Annotated in this window: 16 protein-coding genes; 1 reads left to right on the top strand and 15 read right to left on the bottom strand. The window is 59.0% G+C overall.

The features are described 5' to 3' along the window. From queA to coaBC, 6 genes are all read right to left on the bottom strand, one after another. The coding region (gene queA, locus VGL70_23530) for a tRNA preQ1(34) S-adenosylmethionine ribosyltransferase-isomerase QueA (GenBank protein ID HEY3306503.1) at positions 1-956 on the bottom strand (956 nt) is incomplete at its 3' end. A gap of 96 nt (positions 957-1,052) precedes the next feature. Further along, positions 1,053-1,808 (bottom strand): slipin family protein, encoded by a 756-nt coding sequence (locus VGL70_23525; protein ID HEY3306502.1) that lies wholly within the window; start codon positions 1,806-1,808, stop codon positions 1,053-1,055. 14 nt (positions 1,809-1,822) lie between these two features. Beyond that, the gene (locus VGL70_23520) at positions 1,823-3,070 is read right to left on the bottom strand and encodes a nodulation protein NfeD (protein HEY3306501.1); all 1,248 of its coding nucleotides are present in this window, start codon (positions 3,068-3,070) and stop codon (positions 1,823-1,825) included. A gap of 52 nt (positions 3,071-3,122) precedes the next feature. After that, complete coding sequence (locus VGL70_23515; GenBank protein ID HEY3306500.1) at positions 3,123-3,896, bottom strand: uracil-DNA glycosylase; 774 nt, start codon at positions 3,894-3,896, stop codon at positions 3,123-3,125. Positions 3,897-3,920: 24 nt separating this feature from the next. After that, a complete protein-coding gene (locus tag VGL70_23510) occupies positions 3,921-4,457 on the bottom strand; it encodes a DUF4416 family protein (protein ID HEY3306499.1) in 537 nt (178 codons plus the stop codon). Positions 4,458-4,496: 39 nt separating this feature from the next. Continuing rightward, positions 4,497-5,717: a bifunctional phosphopantothenoylcysteine decarboxylase/phosphopantothenate--cysteine ligase CoaBC gene (gene coaBC, locus VGL70_23505; GenBank protein ID HEY3306498.1), complete on the bottom strand. Its 1,221-nt coding sequence runs from the start codon at positions 5,715-5,717 to the stop codon at positions 4,497-4,499. 157 nt (positions 5,718-5,874) lie between these two features. Between coaBC and VGL70_23500 the strand changes: the two genes are divergently transcribed. After that, positions 5,875-6,714 (top strand): VacJ family lipoprotein, encoded by an 840-nt coding sequence (locus tag VGL70_23500; GenBank protein ID HEY3306497.1) that lies wholly within the window; start codon positions 5,875-5,877, stop codon positions 6,712-6,714. A gap of 108 nt (positions 6,715-6,822) precedes the next feature. Here VGL70_23500 and VGL70_23495 read toward each other — a convergent pair whose 3' ends face one another. The 9 genes from VGL70_23495 to VGL70_23455 form a co-directional block, all read right to left on the bottom strand. After that, complete coding sequence (locus VGL70_23495) at positions 6,823-8,190, bottom strand: sigma-54 dependent transcriptional regulator (GenBank protein HEY3306496.1); 1,368 nt, start codon at positions 8,188-8,190, stop codon at positions 6,823-6,825. 8 nt (positions 8,191-8,198) lie between these two features. After that, on the bottom strand, positions 8,199-8,582 hold the full coding sequence (locus VGL70_23490; GenBank protein HEY3306495.1) for a tetratricopeptide repeat protein: 384 nt from the start codon (positions 8,580-8,582) through the stop codon (positions 8,199-8,201). Between the two features lie 26 nt (positions 8,583-8,608). Next, positions 8,609-10,051 carry an ATP-binding protein gene (locus tag VGL70_23485; GenBank protein ID HEY3306494.1) on the bottom strand — a complete coding sequence of 481 codons (1,443 nt, stop codon included), beginning with the start codon at positions 10,049-10,051 and terminating at the stop codon, positions 8,609-8,611. Positions 10,052-10,075: 24 nt separating this feature from the next. Further along, positions 10,076-11,191, bottom strand: coding sequence for a DNA recombination protein RmuC (locus tag VGL70_23480; GenBank protein ID HEY3306493.1), 1,116 nt, complete (start codon positions 11,189-11,191; stop codon positions 10,076-10,078). A gap of 17 nt (positions 11,192-11,208) precedes the next feature. Beyond that, complete coding sequence (locus VGL70_23475) at positions 11,209-11,421, bottom strand: hypothetical protein (GenBank protein ID HEY3306492.1); 213 nt, start codon at positions 11,419-11,421, stop codon at positions 11,209-11,211. Positions 11,422-11,460: 39 nt separating this feature from the next. Next, on the bottom strand, positions 11,461-12,543 hold the full coding sequence (locus tag VGL70_23470; GenBank protein ID HEY3306491.1) for an agmatine deiminase family protein: 1,083 nt from the start codon (positions 12,541-12,543) through the stop codon (positions 11,461-11,463). A 47-nt stretch (positions 12,544-12,590) separates the two neighbouring features. Continuing rightward, the gene (locus VGL70_23465) at positions 12,591-13,427 is read right to left on the bottom strand and encodes a carbon-nitrogen hydrolase (protein HEY3306490.1); all 837 of its coding nucleotides are present in this window, start codon (positions 13,425-13,427) and stop codon (positions 12,591-12,593) included. A gap of 102 nt (positions 13,428-13,529) precedes the next feature. Continuing rightward, positions 13,530-14,249 (bottom strand): dienelactone hydrolase family protein, encoded by a 720-nt coding sequence (locus VGL70_23460; GenBank protein HEY3306489.1) that lies wholly within the window; start codon positions 14,247-14,249, stop codon positions 13,530-13,532. 122 nt (positions 14,250-14,371) lie between these two features. Then, positions 14,372-14,574, bottom strand: a 203-nt coding sequence (locus VGL70_23455) for an EamA family transporter (protein ID HEY3306488.1), incomplete at its 5' end; no start/stop codon positions are given.

The following is a 14,574-nucleotide window of genomic DNA, read 5'->3' as shown; positions in this document are numbered from 1 at the left end:
GCGAAGGCGGCGACGAGAACCAGCGGCGTCGAGCCGGGCAGATGAAAGTTGGTGACGAGGCCGTCGAGCACGCGAAACGAAAAGCCCGGGCGGACAAACAGACGCGCGATGCCCTCGTCCGCTTCGACCGCGCCTTTCTTTTGCGCGATCCATTCGAGGGCGCGCGTGCTGGTGGAGCCGACGGCGACGACCCTGCGGCCGCCCTCCTTCGCCTGCTTGATCTTTTGCGCTTGATCGCGGCCGAGCGCATAGCGCTCGCCTTCCATCCGGTGATTCTCCACCTTCTTCTCCCGCACCGGTGTGAAAGTGCCCGGTCCGACGTGGAGAGTCAAGAATGCCGTCACGATGCCTTGGGATTCCAATCCCGCCAGCAGCTCCGGCGTAAAATGAAATCCGGCGGTCGGCGCGGCCACGGCGCCCGGCTCCCGCGCGTAGACCGTTTGATAGCGCTCCCAATCGAGTGGCGCCGCTCGCTCATCGCCGCGCTCGCGCTGGACGTAAGGGGGAATCGGCGGCTCGCCGACTTGATCGAGCAGTTCGTTAAGCTCGCCGCGGCAATGGAATTTCACGCCGTATCGGCCCCCGCCCATCGCGCCGATAATTTCCGCGTAGGCCTCCGGCGCGAAGAAAATCCTGCCGCCTATCTGGGGTGGCTTGGCGGCGTCGATGACGGCGATCCACAGATTCGGCCAGTGGGGAACCGGCTCGACCAACAGCAGCTCGGCTTTTCCTCCGCTTTCCTTCTCGCCGCGAAGGCGCGCGGGGAAAACCCGCGTGTCGTTCAAAACGAGGACGTCTCCGGCCCGCAAAAACCGGCCCAGCGATGAAAAATCACCGTGGCCGATCTCGCCGCTCGTCTTGTCTACGACCATCAGGCGCGCGGCGGCGCGATCGGCCGCGGGAGCGGCCGCGATCAATGAGCGGGGAAGCTCGTACATGAACTCCTTGAGTTCCATGGAATGTGAGATCTTGAAAGGAGGAAGATAGGGATCAAGCGAGAATTCTTGACCCCCTTAAACTCTGAAACCCTTCAACCCTTAAACTCTTCGCAGCTAAGGTTCGCTCTTCTTGATAAAAGGCGCCAGCAGATCGATGGGCACGGGGAAGATCGTGGTCGAGTTCTTCTCCGAGGCGATCTCGACCAGGCTCTGAAGAAAACGAAGCTGCAAGGCCATCGGGCTTTTGCCCATGACTTCCGCCGCGTCCGCGAGCTTCTGCGAGGCCTGAAATTCTCCGTCCGCGTGGATCACCTTGGCGCGCCGCTCTCGCTCCGCTTCGGCCTGCTTGGCCATCGCGCGCTGCATCTCCTGGGGCAGATCGATCTGCTTGATCGCCACTTGCGTGACTTTGATGCCCCAGGGATCGGTGTGCTGTTCGATGATGGTCTGCAGGTGCGCGTTGATCTTTTCGCGCTCCGCCAACAGCTCGTCCAACGCGCACTCGCCGCAAACGCTGCGCAAGGTCGTCTGCGCGAGCTGAGACGTTGAAAAGAGATAGTTCTCCACCTCGCGCACCGCCCGGTTAGGATCCAGGACTCTGAAATAGAGGACCGCGTTGACCTTGATCGAAACATTGTCTCTCGTGATCACGTCCTGCGGCGGAATGTCCAAAGTGATGACCCGGAGATCCATGCGGCTCATCTTTTCGATGACCGGGATGACATAGATGATTCCCGGTCCCCGCGGCTCGACCATGCGCCCGAGCCGGAAAATCACGGCCCGCTCGTACTCCTTCACAATTTTAATCCCGCTGATCAGCAGGACGACGGCAATCACCAGGAACGTAGCAAACGGTCCAACTCCAAGCATCGCACCCTCCATTCTCAACTCCCTTGACGGCCTTGAGACAGCCTGTTCACCTTGAGACACATGCCGTCAAAGCCGACCACTCGGACTTTTTCTCCCACCGCGACTTGATCCTCGGCCTCCGCGCTCCAATATTCTCCATGAACGAAAATCTTCCCGCTGGGATTGAGCGCCACCTTGACCTCGCCGATTTCTCCCACCAGCCCTTCCAGACCCGCCGTCGCTTTTTTCTTTTGCGTCCCCAACACCAAATACCCGACGATCAACATGTAGGCGGAGAGCGTGCCCGCGGCGGCAAAGGCAATCGACCGATCCAGGGTCAGATCCGAGCTCTCGGTGTCGAACAACAGCAGCGAGCCGAGCACGAGGGAAATCCCCCCGCCGACGCCGAGCACTCCGAAGCTCGGCACGAACGCTTCCGCAATCAGCAGCGCGATGCCGAGAAGGATCAGAATAAGACCGCCGTAGTTGATGGGAAGAATCTGTAGCGAGATGAACGCCAGAAGGAGGCAGATGGTTCCGGCCACGCCGGGGAAAATCACTCCCGGATGGGAAAATTCCATGTACAGACCCAGGATGCCCGCCATCATGAGGAGGTAGGCGATATTCGGGTGCGATAGTTTATCGAGGATCTTTTGTTTCAAGCTCATTTCGAATCGATCGATACGGGCGTTTTTAACGGTCAGCACGACCTCCCGGCCGTCCACATCGACCTTTTTTCCATCCGCCTGCCGCAATAGCTCGTCGAGGTTCGCGGCCACGATGTCGATAACGTTCTTTTTCAAGGCCTCTCTTTCGGTGATCGAGACGCTCTTGCGCACGGCCTGAATCGCCCACTCGGCGTTGCGCCCGCGCTTTTGCGCAATCGTCTCGGCGAATGAGGCCGCGAAGTTTTCGATTTTTTCACCCATCGCGCCCTTGACCTCTTGTCCCGACCCGGCCACCGGATGCGCCGCGCCGATGTTGGTCCCGGGCGCCATGGCTGCGACGTGGGCGGCCAACGTGATAAACGTTCCCGCCGACGCGGCGCCAGCGCCGCTCGGCGCGACGTAGACAATGACCGGGACCGGCGACCCCAGGAGCTCTTTGACGATCGTTTGCGTGGACTCCAAGAGCCCGCCGGGAGTGTCGAGCTGGATGATCAATGCCTTGGCGCCTTCGAGGCGCGCCCGCGCGATGCCTTCGCGGATAAAATCATCGACCGCGGGATTGATCGTTCCGTCGACGGAAATGAGATGGACGCGGGCCTCCGAAGAGCTTTTCACCTGCGCCGTCGGCGCTAGGCCGCTTGCGAGCAGGATCAGAAACCAGCCGGCGCTAATCAGCCTTAAGCTCTTGGATGACTTTTTTAATATCTTCCCAAACAAGTTTTTTATCTCCCGGGTTGCGCAAGAGGTAAGCCGGATGAAACGTCGGCATGAGCTTGACGCCGTGATAATCGTGCCAATTGCCGCGCAGGCGCGAGATCGGCTGCTTGCTTTGCAGCAGGCATTGCACGGCGAACTTGCCCAGAGCGACGACGATCTTCGGCCGCACCAGGTCGATCTGCTTTTTGAGAAACGGCTCGCACGACTCGACTTCGTCGGGCTCCGGATTGCGGTTCTCCGGCGGCCGGCATTTGACGACGTTGGCGATGTAGACGTCCTCTCTTCGCAGTCCCATTCCCTTGGTGATGATGTCCGTAAGGAGTTGCCCCGCGCGCCCGACGAACGGCTCGCCTTTCAAGTCCTCGTCTCTGCCCGGCCCCTCGCCGACGAACATCACGTCGGCGTTGGGATTGCCGACGCCGAAAACCAGATGGGTGCGTCCCGGCCAGAGCTTGCAGCGCCGGCAATCGCCGATCGCGGCGCGGAGCTCCTCCAATGACTTGGCCTCATAGGCGGCGGCATGGTCCGAGAAGAGACCGCTCTCAGACCCTTCGAGCAAATTGGACGCAACTATGGTCGGCCTTTTTTCAGCAGGGCGGCCCTTGGGCAAGACGCGGATTCCGGCGCGCGCTTTCCACTGCAACTGGCGGCGCAGCGTGGAGACGATTCTTCTTAACTCTTGACGCCCAGCGGATTCCAGAGCGGCTTGTTCCACCGCAAGCATCTTAGCATCGTTGACGAGTCACTATCAACGTTTTACTTGCCCGAGATAACGGTGGCGCAAATCGGCAAGAAACTTGATCGTCTCGGGCCAAAGATAGTCTTGGTAGGTGTACGGAAAGGGATGAAACGATCCTTCATAAAAGAGCAGAGTCGTCTCGCCGTAAATTCCCGCCTGGAGATACATCCGGTGACCGGCGCCTTTGGTCGAGGCCAAGACCACCTTGCCGGCATCGACGTAGCCCGGGTCGATGTTCACTCTACGCCGTCTGCCAGTTCCTTCGGCGCGCCGATAACTGTCTTCGACCTTGTGGGTCTTGTGCTTGATTTCGGCAAGCGCCTCCGGAGAAATCAGCCGCTCGAAAGATATGAAGCGCCGGCGGAGAGCGCGGCCCATTTCGCTCTGGTAATAATCGGTCACCGACCAGGGAAAAATCGCGCTCGCCGAATCGATCGGGCCGAACAGCGCGCTGAGATCGCTCTCAACCGGGGGAATCAGATCGTCATGAGCGGCCAGCAGGGCGATAAAAAGTTTGACCGGCTGGGGCTCTTGCGGCGTGCCCATAGTCAGTGAATCCGATGCGGCGGAAAGTTGTGTTGAATATTACCCTGCGGGACGCTCGCGCCGTCCGCTCCGCAAGTCGCGTAGAAAGTCGAAGATCCGGTCCGCCAGCTCTTCTTTGGTCATGAGCGGCAGCGGCTCGACGTTCCCCTGGCGGTCCAATAGGGTAGCCGCGTTGGTGTCCGCTTCGAAGCCGCTCGTCTCGGAAGTCACATCGTTCGCCACGATGAAGTCGAGATTTTTTTCCCGAAGCTTTCTCTTGGCGTTGGCGACCAGCTCCTCCGTCTCGGCGGCAAAGCCGATGAGAAGTTGCCCGTTTTTTCTTGCGCCCAGCTCTTTCAGAATGTCCGGATTGGCTTTCAAATCGAGGCGCATCGGCTTGTCTGATTTTTTAACTTTTTGCGGAATAAACTTCTCCGGACTGTAGTCCGCGACCGCCGCCGCCATGACGACGGCCGTAGAGCGCGAGAATTCCTGCATAACATTCTCCCGCATTTCGGCGGCCGTCTTGACTCGAATCAGCCGCGCCCTCGGCGGTGGCGACAACGAAGTCGGCCCGCTGACGAGCGTCACTTCCGCGCCTCGTCTCAGGCCGGCGCGCGCCAGCGCGTAGCCCATTTTTCCGGAGGATCGATTGGCGATATAGCGCACCGGGTCGATCGGCTCATGGCTCGGACCCGCCGTGATCAAGAGCCTCTCACCCGCCAGGTCCTTTTTTTTTAACAGGCCGCGGATCTCTTCGACGATGTCGGCGGGCTCGGGCAGCCGTCCTTTGCCTTCGTAGCCGCACGCCAGATAGCCCTCGCCCGGCTCCATGAAATGGTAACCGACTCGTTTGAGCTTGCGGACGTTTTCCTGAAAAATCGGATTCTCCAGCATGTGAACGTTCATCGACGGCGCAATCAGCACCGGCGCCTGGGTCGCCATCACGACGGTGGTGAGCAAATCGTCGGCGATGCCGCTTGCGATCTTGCCGATAATGTTGGCCGTGGCCGGCGCAATGACGAAAACTTCGGCCTGATCGGCCAAATTGATGTGGCCGATTTCGGATTCCTCGGTGAGGCTGAAAATTTCCGTCGCCACGGGACGGCCTGACAAGGTCTGAAACGTCAGTGGCGCGACAAAATTCATCGCTTCCCGCGTCATGACGACCTGTACTGAAAAGCCTTCGCGGCCGAGCAGGCGGACCAGCTCCACCGCCTTGTAACAGGCGATGCCGCCGGCTACGCCGAGCACGATCTTGGGCGCAGGTTTAGCATCCATATTGCTTTGAAAATAGCTGATTGGACAGGGTTTTGCAAACTTTTAGGCGGCGGAAAACCAGCCGCGAGACGGCCTCAGCGGCCACCGAACACCTTGACCCTAAAGGCTACTTCGTGTACAAATAGCGGCTGTGGCTGCATACCAGGAGGAAAAACAGATGGCGATTCGTTGTCGGTTGTTGAGCTCGTGGAGGACGTTGCTGTTTTTAGCCGCTGCGACCCTGGTTCTCGGCAGCCCCTGGACCGTCGGCGCAGAGGAAGAAAACATTGCAGCGACCGAAGCGCTGGTCGCCGACGCGGGCGCCGGCGAAGCCAGTTCAGTGAACCCAGACGGCGTCTCCTCTTACCTCCTGGCAGAAGCCCAACCCTCCGCTGCCGCCGAGGACTCCGAAGCCGAACAAGACCCCTGGGAAGGCTTTAACGAGCCGATGTTCAGATTTAACCGCCAGCTGGACCGATACATCGTCAAGCCGATAGCTACCGGATGGGACTTTGTGCTTCCCGACGTGGTGCAAAGAAGTCTGCACAACGCTTTTGACAATATCAGAGTAGTTCCGCGCTTCGTTAATAACGTCTTGCAGCTCAAGTGGCACGGCGCGGGCCGCGAATTCGCTCGCTTTACCCTGAACAGCTCCATAGGATTGGCGGGGTTCATCGACGTCGCTAAGGACGGCTTCGGCATTCAGCAAAGCGACGAGGACTTCGGCCAGACGTTGGGAGTTTGGGGCGCCAAAACAGGCCCCTATCTGGTTCTCCCGCTCGTGCCTGCGCCCATGACCATACGCGATGGAATCGGTAAGGGAGTGGACACGCTGATCGACCCGCTTACCTGGGTTCTTCCATTCGGAGCCAGTGCCGGCATCTTTGTCACCGACGGCATCAACGAGCGCTCTCTTAACCTCGATCGCTTCCAGCGCGTCGAGGAATCGGTCGTCGATCTTTACAGCGCGGTGCGCAACGCCTACCTGCAAAGACGCGCGGCGGCTATCAGAGAATAACCCGAAAGACCAAAGGTTCCCCGGCGATCACAACTTTTTCTCCGACAAAAAAACCGGCACGCGTCGCGACGCCGTACCGGTTTTTTTTCGCAGACGATTTCCAGACACTCACTTCGATTTCTTGAAGTCCTCCACGTTGAGTCCGTGTTTTTTGATGAGATCGTAGAAATCGGCGCGGTACTTGCCCGCCAGCCGCGCGGCCTGGCTGACGTTCCCGCCGCTCAACTCGAGCAGGCGGATCAGATAATTTTTTTCAAACGCGCCCTTCGCTTGTTTGAGCGGCCGCCACGGCTCTTCGGCGGACATCTTGGTGCGGAGCAGGATCAGGTCCTCGGTGATGACATCCGTTTGCGTCATGGCTACGGCGTATTCGATCACGTGCTCCAGCTCGCGCACGTTACCGGGCCAATCGTAGAGCATCAGCCGCTGCATGGCCTGAGGCGCCAGTCCTTTGACTTCTTTTTTCGTCTTCTCGTTGAATTTTTCGAGGAAGTGCTCGACCAGCGGCGGGATGTCCTCCCTCCGATCCCTTAAGGCCGGCAGAGAAATCGGTATGACGTGAATCCGGTAGAACAGATCTTCGCGAAAATTTCCCTTTTTCACCTCGCCTTCCAGATCTTTGTTGGTCGCCACGATCAGCCGCACGTTCACGGCGACGGGCTTTTCGCCGCCGACCGGATAGAATTTTTTCTCTTCCAGGACGCGCAAGAGCTTCGCTTGAATCGAAAGCGGCATGTCGCCGATCTCGTCGAGAAAAAAGGTTCCTTCGTCGGCCTGCGTGAATAGACCGGGGGCCTTCCTCACGGCGCCGGTGAAGGCGCCTCTCTCGTGCCCGAAAAGCTCGCTCTCGAGCAGCGCCTCGGGAAGCGCGGCGCAATTGATCGCGACGAAAATCTGGTCTCTGCGCTCGCTGCTCAGATGCACCGCCTTGGCGATCAGCTCTTTGCCCGTGCCGCTCTCGCCGCTGAGGTAGATCGTGGAATCCGTCTTGGCGCTGCGGGAGACCAGCTCCAAAACGTTCCGCATCTTCTCGCTCTTGGCGACGATGTTGTTGAACCCGTAGCGTTCCTCCAGCAGCCCGCGAAGCCGCCTGATTTCGGAATTCAGGCGCCGGTTCTCCAGGGCTTTTTCCAATTGGAACAAGAGCTCCCGTGATTCGAACGGTTTGGTAAGGTAGCTGTAAGCGCCCTTCTTCATCGCTTCGACCGCGCTCTCGATGGTCCCATAGGCGGTCAGAATGATCACCGGCATTTCCGGGTTGATCGCGTGCAGTTCCTGCATGAGCGATATGCCGTCCTGCCGGTCGAGCTGCAGGTCGACGATCGAGAGATCGACCGGCTCGGCTTTCACCGTCTCGACGGCTTGCTCTTCAGTCAACGCGGTGGATACGTCGTAGCTCGCCGACTCGAGCCGCATGCGCGCCAATTCCAGAAGGTTGTGGTCGTCGTCGACGACGAGGATCTTTCCGTTTACCATGATGTTTGCTATCTCTCTTTCTGTCGTCTTTTTTCTTCGATCTCGATATCCACTTTCTTGGATTTTTCCAAGGTCTCCGCGAGCTTTTCATTCATTTGAATCATCCCGACCCACGCCTTGGCCTGATCCACCCACGGGCTTTGCGGGTGCTCCTTCACCAATCTCGTAAAATGGCTCATCGCCGTCCGGTTGTCCCTCTTCGGATTGCCGGCGTGGACGAAGATCAGGCCCAAATGAAAGATGGCGTCGTCCGCCGGCGGCTTGTTGACGGAGAGAGAAAGAGCCTTCTGAAACTCCTTGACGGAATTGTCGTACTCGTTTTGGGCCAGTAGCCGCCGACCGCGCAAAACGGCCTGCGTCGCCTCGTCGGGCGGCGGCGGGCGCGACGGCACCGAACAGCCGCCGACCCAAACGAATATCAACTGGGCAATACAAAGATGAACGAGCTGCCCTGGCCAGCTTCGCTTTCCACCCATACGTGACCGCCGTGTGATGTAATGATGTGCTTCACGATCGCCAAGCCGAGGCCCGTCCCCCTCAGCATATAAGAAGATCTCGAGTTTCCCTGCCGGTACTTGTCGAAGATCATCGGCAGATCCTCCGCCGAGATTCCCGGACCGGTATCGGTCACCGATACCGCCACGGAGCCGTTTTTTTGCTCGGCCGACAAAGTCACCCGCCCGCCTTCGGGCGTAAACTTGACCGCGTTACCGACCAGGTTCCTGAGCGCCTGGAGAATCCGGTCGGGGTCCATCTTCACCAAAGGCATCTGCTTGGCGACCCTGGCCTCGATCTTGATCCTTTTGGCCTCGGCGAGCGGCCCGATCTCGGTCACCGCTCTTTGAATGACCGACGCGAGACTCGCGGGCTCGACGTTGTAGGTCATCATCCCTTCTTCCATCTTGGAGAGATCCAGCAAGGAATTGACCAGACGGATCAAGCGGTCGCTCTCCTCCGCCAGAATCCTGAGAAGCCTTCTCTGCTTGTCGGTAACCGTCCCGCCCACGCCTTCCAGCAACAGCCCGATGCCTTCCTTGATGGAGGTCAAGGGCGTGCGCAATTCATGCGACATGGTGGCGAAAAACTCGGACTTCATGTTGTCCAGGTGCTTCAGCCGGCTGCTCATGAGGTTAAAAGCCCTGGCGAGCTCCGCGATCTCCGGAGGGGATCTCAGCTCTAAATTGCCGTCGAACTCGCCGCGCGCGATCTGCCCGGTCCGCTCCTTCAAAGCGGAGAGCGGCCGGGTCACGCTTCGGGTGATCAGCAGCGAAATAGCGAGCACCAAACCGAGGGACACGGCCGCGATGATCATCGCCACCTGGTGCGCGTCGGCGCCCGCCTCGGCCACTCCGGTCAACTTTCCTTCGCTGCGCTGTTGGCCTCGCACTTTCAACCTTTCCAGCCCCGCGAGGATTCGGTCCACCGAGTTTTCTTTTTCCAGCTTGTAGCGGTCTTCGGCATAGGCTTTGCGGTCCACCATCAGATCGATCTCTTCGCCGACCAGGTCCCGGTAGCGCTGATAATCCTCGCTCACGCTCTTCAACAAGACCTTCCCGCGCGCATCCGCGACCGGCCCCGCCTGGTCGAGGAGCCGCTCAAAATCTTTTTGAAACCGCCTGAGCTCGTCGTAGATGACGGAGTCTTTAGTGATGAAGAACTTCTTCTCGTAGCGCACCTGAGAAAGCGCCGCCTCGCTCAGCTTCTCTCCCAGATCGAGGATGCGCCGGTCGCGCTCCAACATCGATCGGGTGATGTCCTGAATGCGCCGGAGCTGGTAGACGGCGTAGATGCCGACGAACATCACCAGAATGAAGATCGCCAGGTAGCCGAGAACCAGGCGGGAAAAAAGCGTGAATCTCATTTCCTGCTCAATCCGTACATCGCGTCATGATAACGGCTCGGGAAGCTCCTTTTTTTCCCCGTCCGCCGCCAAGAGCTTCTGGCCGAATTGATCCAGCCGCCTGTCCGCGCTTTGATAACAGGCGTACGCGTGTCCCAGATGTTTGCCCACTAGACTGAAGTCCTCCCGGAACTTCGTGAAGTCGCTCTCCAGGCGGCTCAAGTACTGAATGATCTCTTTCGCCCGTTCTTCGATCTTCATGCCCTTCAGCCCCAGTAGAATGGCCTGAAGATAGGCATAGAAGCTGTTCGGCGAGACCGGGATGACCCTTTTGGCCAGAGCGTAGGCGCTGAGACTTTTTTCGCTGCCCATGGAGTCGTCTTTGATGATGGTCTCGTAGTAGACGTTCTCCGCGGGGATATACATCAGAGCGAAGTCGTAGGTCCCCTCGTCCGGCAGGATATACTTCGTCGCGATCGCGTCGATGTGCTTTTTCACGTCCGCGGCGAACAGCCGCTTCGCCCGGTTTTTTTCGTCGTCCGTCGCGCCGTCGAATATGCGCTTGAAATTCTCCAGCGGGAACTTGGAATCGACGGGCACGAGCGAGCCGCCCAACTTGATGACGGCGTCCACTCTCTCGCCGCTTCTGAAGGCGTGTTGGATCGCGAAGTGCCCGGCCGGAAGAATTTGGCCGAGCAGGTCGCCGAGGAAGAACTCGCCGAGACCGCCCCTCAGCTTGGGCGCGCGGAGAATCTCCTGCAGCGACGCGATGTCCTTGCCGACTTCGTAGATCTTGCGGTTGGCCTCTTCGAGGCTGCCCAAGCTTTTCTGAACGTTCCCCACCACCCGGGCGGCGTTGTCGAGACGCTCGCCGAGGCTTTGCTGGGTATGCTGCAGGACGTCCGTGCTCTCTTTGAGCCGCTCGTTCACGTTGCCGAGCAATTGCCCGAGCTGCTGATGAATGAGCTGGGTGCTGCCGTCAACCGACTGCGTTAAGTGGCCGCGAAGCTGGTCGATCTGCTGCTGGATGAGAATCAGAGATTGATCTTCCTTTTTGTCTCCGAGGAGAATCTTCAGGCGATGCAGCAGAATCCATCCGAGAGCGGCAAAACCACAAAGCAGCAGCAGGACGATCAGAGTAGGATTCAGCGATTCCACCACGGTTCAACGCTCTGCCGCTAGAGAAGGCGCAGGGCGTATTCCAGGATCTCGCTGAGCTTGCGAATTTGGGTTGCCCGCATCGACTTCTCCTCGGGCGGAGATGCAAAATATTGGTCCAGGCTCCTCTTGAGGTTCCATTCGAGCAGATCCACGCACTCTTCCATGCTTACCTTTTCCGTGCGCCGGCGTTTCGCCTGATGGATCTCCCTTAGGTGGATCACCTGTCCCATGTTAATTTTGACTAGCTTACGGACCTTATAGCCGTTTTGTCAAGGCCTGAAGGAATTTTCCGCCATGGGCTGCTGCTGGGTCACGCAGTGAATCGCGCCGAGGCCGATCACGAGGGGGGCGCAAGGGATGCCCGCGACCTTACGATCGGGAATCAGCTCCGCCAGAATCCCAATGGCGCGTTTATCGTTGGCGTGATCGTAGGTCGGCACCAGGACGGCGCCGTTGGCGATGTAAAAATTCGCGTAGCTGGCTGGTAGCCGCGCGCCTTCATATTCGACCTTGCCCGGCATCGGAAGCTTCACGATCGTCAATTTGCGCCCATCTTGATCTCTCGCGCCTTGGAGCCTTTCATAATTTTCCCGCAAAAGGCAGTAATTCTCGTCCCGCGGATCTTCTTCGCAGGCGCACACCACGGTCGTCGGATCGACGAAGCGGGCGATGTCGTCGATGTGGCCGTCGGTGTCGTCGCCGACGATTCCCTCGCCGAGCCAGATGAAGTGATCGACGCCGAGGGAGGCGCGTAAAATATCTTCGATCTCACTTTGCGCCAGGCGCGGGTTGCGGTTCGGATTCAGCAGGCACTGCTCGGTCGTGAGACACGTGCCGCGCCCGTTCACCTCGATCGAGCCGCCTTCGAGGATGATTCGATGCTCGAAAACGGGAACGCCGAGCAGTCGCGCGATGGCTTTGGCCACGCCGTCGTCATCGTTGTACTCAGGATATTTATTTCCCCAGCCGTTGAAGATCCAATCGTTGAAAGCGAGCGGCGCGGTTTTGGTATTTCCTCCGACGACGAAAGTCGGACCGTAATCCCGCATCCACACGTCCACCGTGGGAATCTCGTAAAAAGCGACGTTGTCCATGCGCACGCCCGCGCGAGTCAGCCGCGCGAAGGCTTCGAGGCGCTCTTCATCGTCGTTGACCAACAAACAGACTTTTTCCTGGGGAGAGATTGCCTTGACCATTTGAACCCAGATCTCTTCGACGAGCTCGATCTTATCCGGCCAGGTGTCCCGATTGTGCGGCCACGAAAGCCACGTCGCCCCGTGCGGCTCCCATTCGGCCGGCATGCGGTAGCCGAGCTGTTTCGGCGAAGGCTTATCTGCGGAAAAGTTATTCATTGAGTGATTCGAGCCGCGCGGGAAACGTCGGAGTAATTCTACCGCAGCTATTCGTCAATAAACCTGGAGGTAAGGGAACCGTAGGCGTCGATCCGGCGGTCGCGGAGAAACGGCCAGCTCTGGCGCGCTTCGGCGATCTTTTCCAGATCGCAAGGGGCGATCAAGACTGCTTCCCTTTCGCGTCCGGCCTGGGCGATGATCTCCCCAGACGGGCCGGCGACGAACGAGCCGCCCCAAAATTTGAGCTTTCCCTCGCGTCCCACCCGATTCGGCACGGCAACATAGACGCCGTTCGCCACCGCGTGGCCGCGCTGCACCAGCTCCCAGGCGTTGCGCTGCGCCTTGGCGACGCCGGGAGGCTCGGTGGGAAGCCAACCGATCGCGGTGGGATAGAAAAGAATCTCCGCCCCCGAAAGAGCCGTCAGGCGGGCCGCTTCGGGAAACCACTGGTCCCAGCAGATCAGAACGCCGATCTTGGCGACGCCCGCATCGAAGCTCAAAAATCCGAGATCGCCGGGCGCGAAATAAAATTTTTCGTAGAAGCAGGGATCGTCCGGGATGTGCATCTTGCGGTATTTTCCCAGGATCGATCCGTCCGCGCCGATCACCACCGCGGTGTTGTGATAGATACCGGCGGAACGCTGCTCGAAGACCGCGCCGATGACGACCACTTGCTTTTTTTTCGCGAGCCGGCCGAGGGCGTCGGTCGTCGGCCCGGGGATCGTTTCGGCGAGCTTGAAGTTTTCGGCGTCCTCGCTCTGGGGAAAATAGCGGGAGCGAAATAGCTCTTGAAGACAGACGATCTCGGCGCCTTTTTTCGCCGCAGCCGCAATGCCCGCCGAGGCTTTGTCGAGATTGAGCTTGATGTCCCCGCCCGCGCTCATCTGGACGAGACCGACCGTCACCTGTCTGCGGCGATTTTTTCGCGCCACTCTGGAAGCTCTTTTCTTTCGCCGGTTCGGACGATGAGGAAGGATCCACCTGCGCTATTTCAGATGCTGGGCGAAGAAAGACTTGAACTTCTCCCACGCGTCCTTGGCTGAATCCGGATGATAGCTCGGCCGCTCGTCGCAGAAAAACCCGTGCGTCGCCTCCGGATAGACCTTCATCATGAAGGTCTTGTGGTTGTCGGTCAGCGCCTTGTTGATTTGCGCGACGTGGTCCGCGGGTATCAGCGGGTCTTTGCCGCCGAAGAAAAGATAAATCGGACAGTTGATCTCGCCGGTGCGGGAGAGCGGGCTCGGGTTTCCCATCGGAACGCCGCCGGCGTAGAAAGCGACCGCGGCCTTGACGTCCTTATTATGGTGCGCCGCCGCGAGGTAAGTGAAGCGCCCGCCCATGCAGAAGCCTGTGACTCCAATCGAACCGGTCTTAACGTATTTCTGCGCCTTCAGATGCGCGATCACCGCGCCCACGTCGTCCATCATTTTGGGGTCTTGCAGCCGATTCATGATGCCGACCGCCTTCTGCAGTTCGGAGTAAGGTACTAATCGCTCAGGCTCGCGGTGATAAAGGTCGGGCGCGATCGCGACGTAGCCTTCTTGCGCGACCCGCTCGGTGACGTTTTTGATATGGCCGTTGAGCCCGAAGGCCTCCATCAGGACGATGACGGCCGGACGCGCAGCGCCGTCTTTGGGCCTCGCCTCGTACGTTTCCATCTTTCCATCCGGGGTGTTGAGCTGCAGAGTTGAAGTCGTGATGTCCATCACTCGCCTCCTGTAAAAATTGGATTACTGGTGAAAATGTGCTTTTTGTCTATCAGATATTTTTTTCAGGGTCTAGCCTTTTCCCCGGAAAAACGCCTGGTCGGGCCTCCTCCAGTTCCAGCTTACCGTGCGGCGATAATAACCACGCCCGCGACCATCAAGATCGCGCCGAGCACGACTTTGAACGTGACCTTCTCGACGTCGCGCAGAAAAATCGCGCTGAAAAGCACCGCGAAAAGCGGCGTCGTGTTGAAGAGAGGGACCATCGCGGAAACCTCGCCCTGGCTCAGGGCCGCGAAGTTCATGATCTGGGCGGCGGCGGAAA

The organism is Candidatus Binatia bacterium (genome assembly GCA_036504975.1).
Taxonomy (GTDB): Bacteria; Desulfobacterota; Binatia; order UBA9968; family UBA9968; genus JAJPJQ01.
Note: the sequence above shows the minus strand (reverse complement) of the source record. Positions and strands in the feature narration are given on the sequence as shown.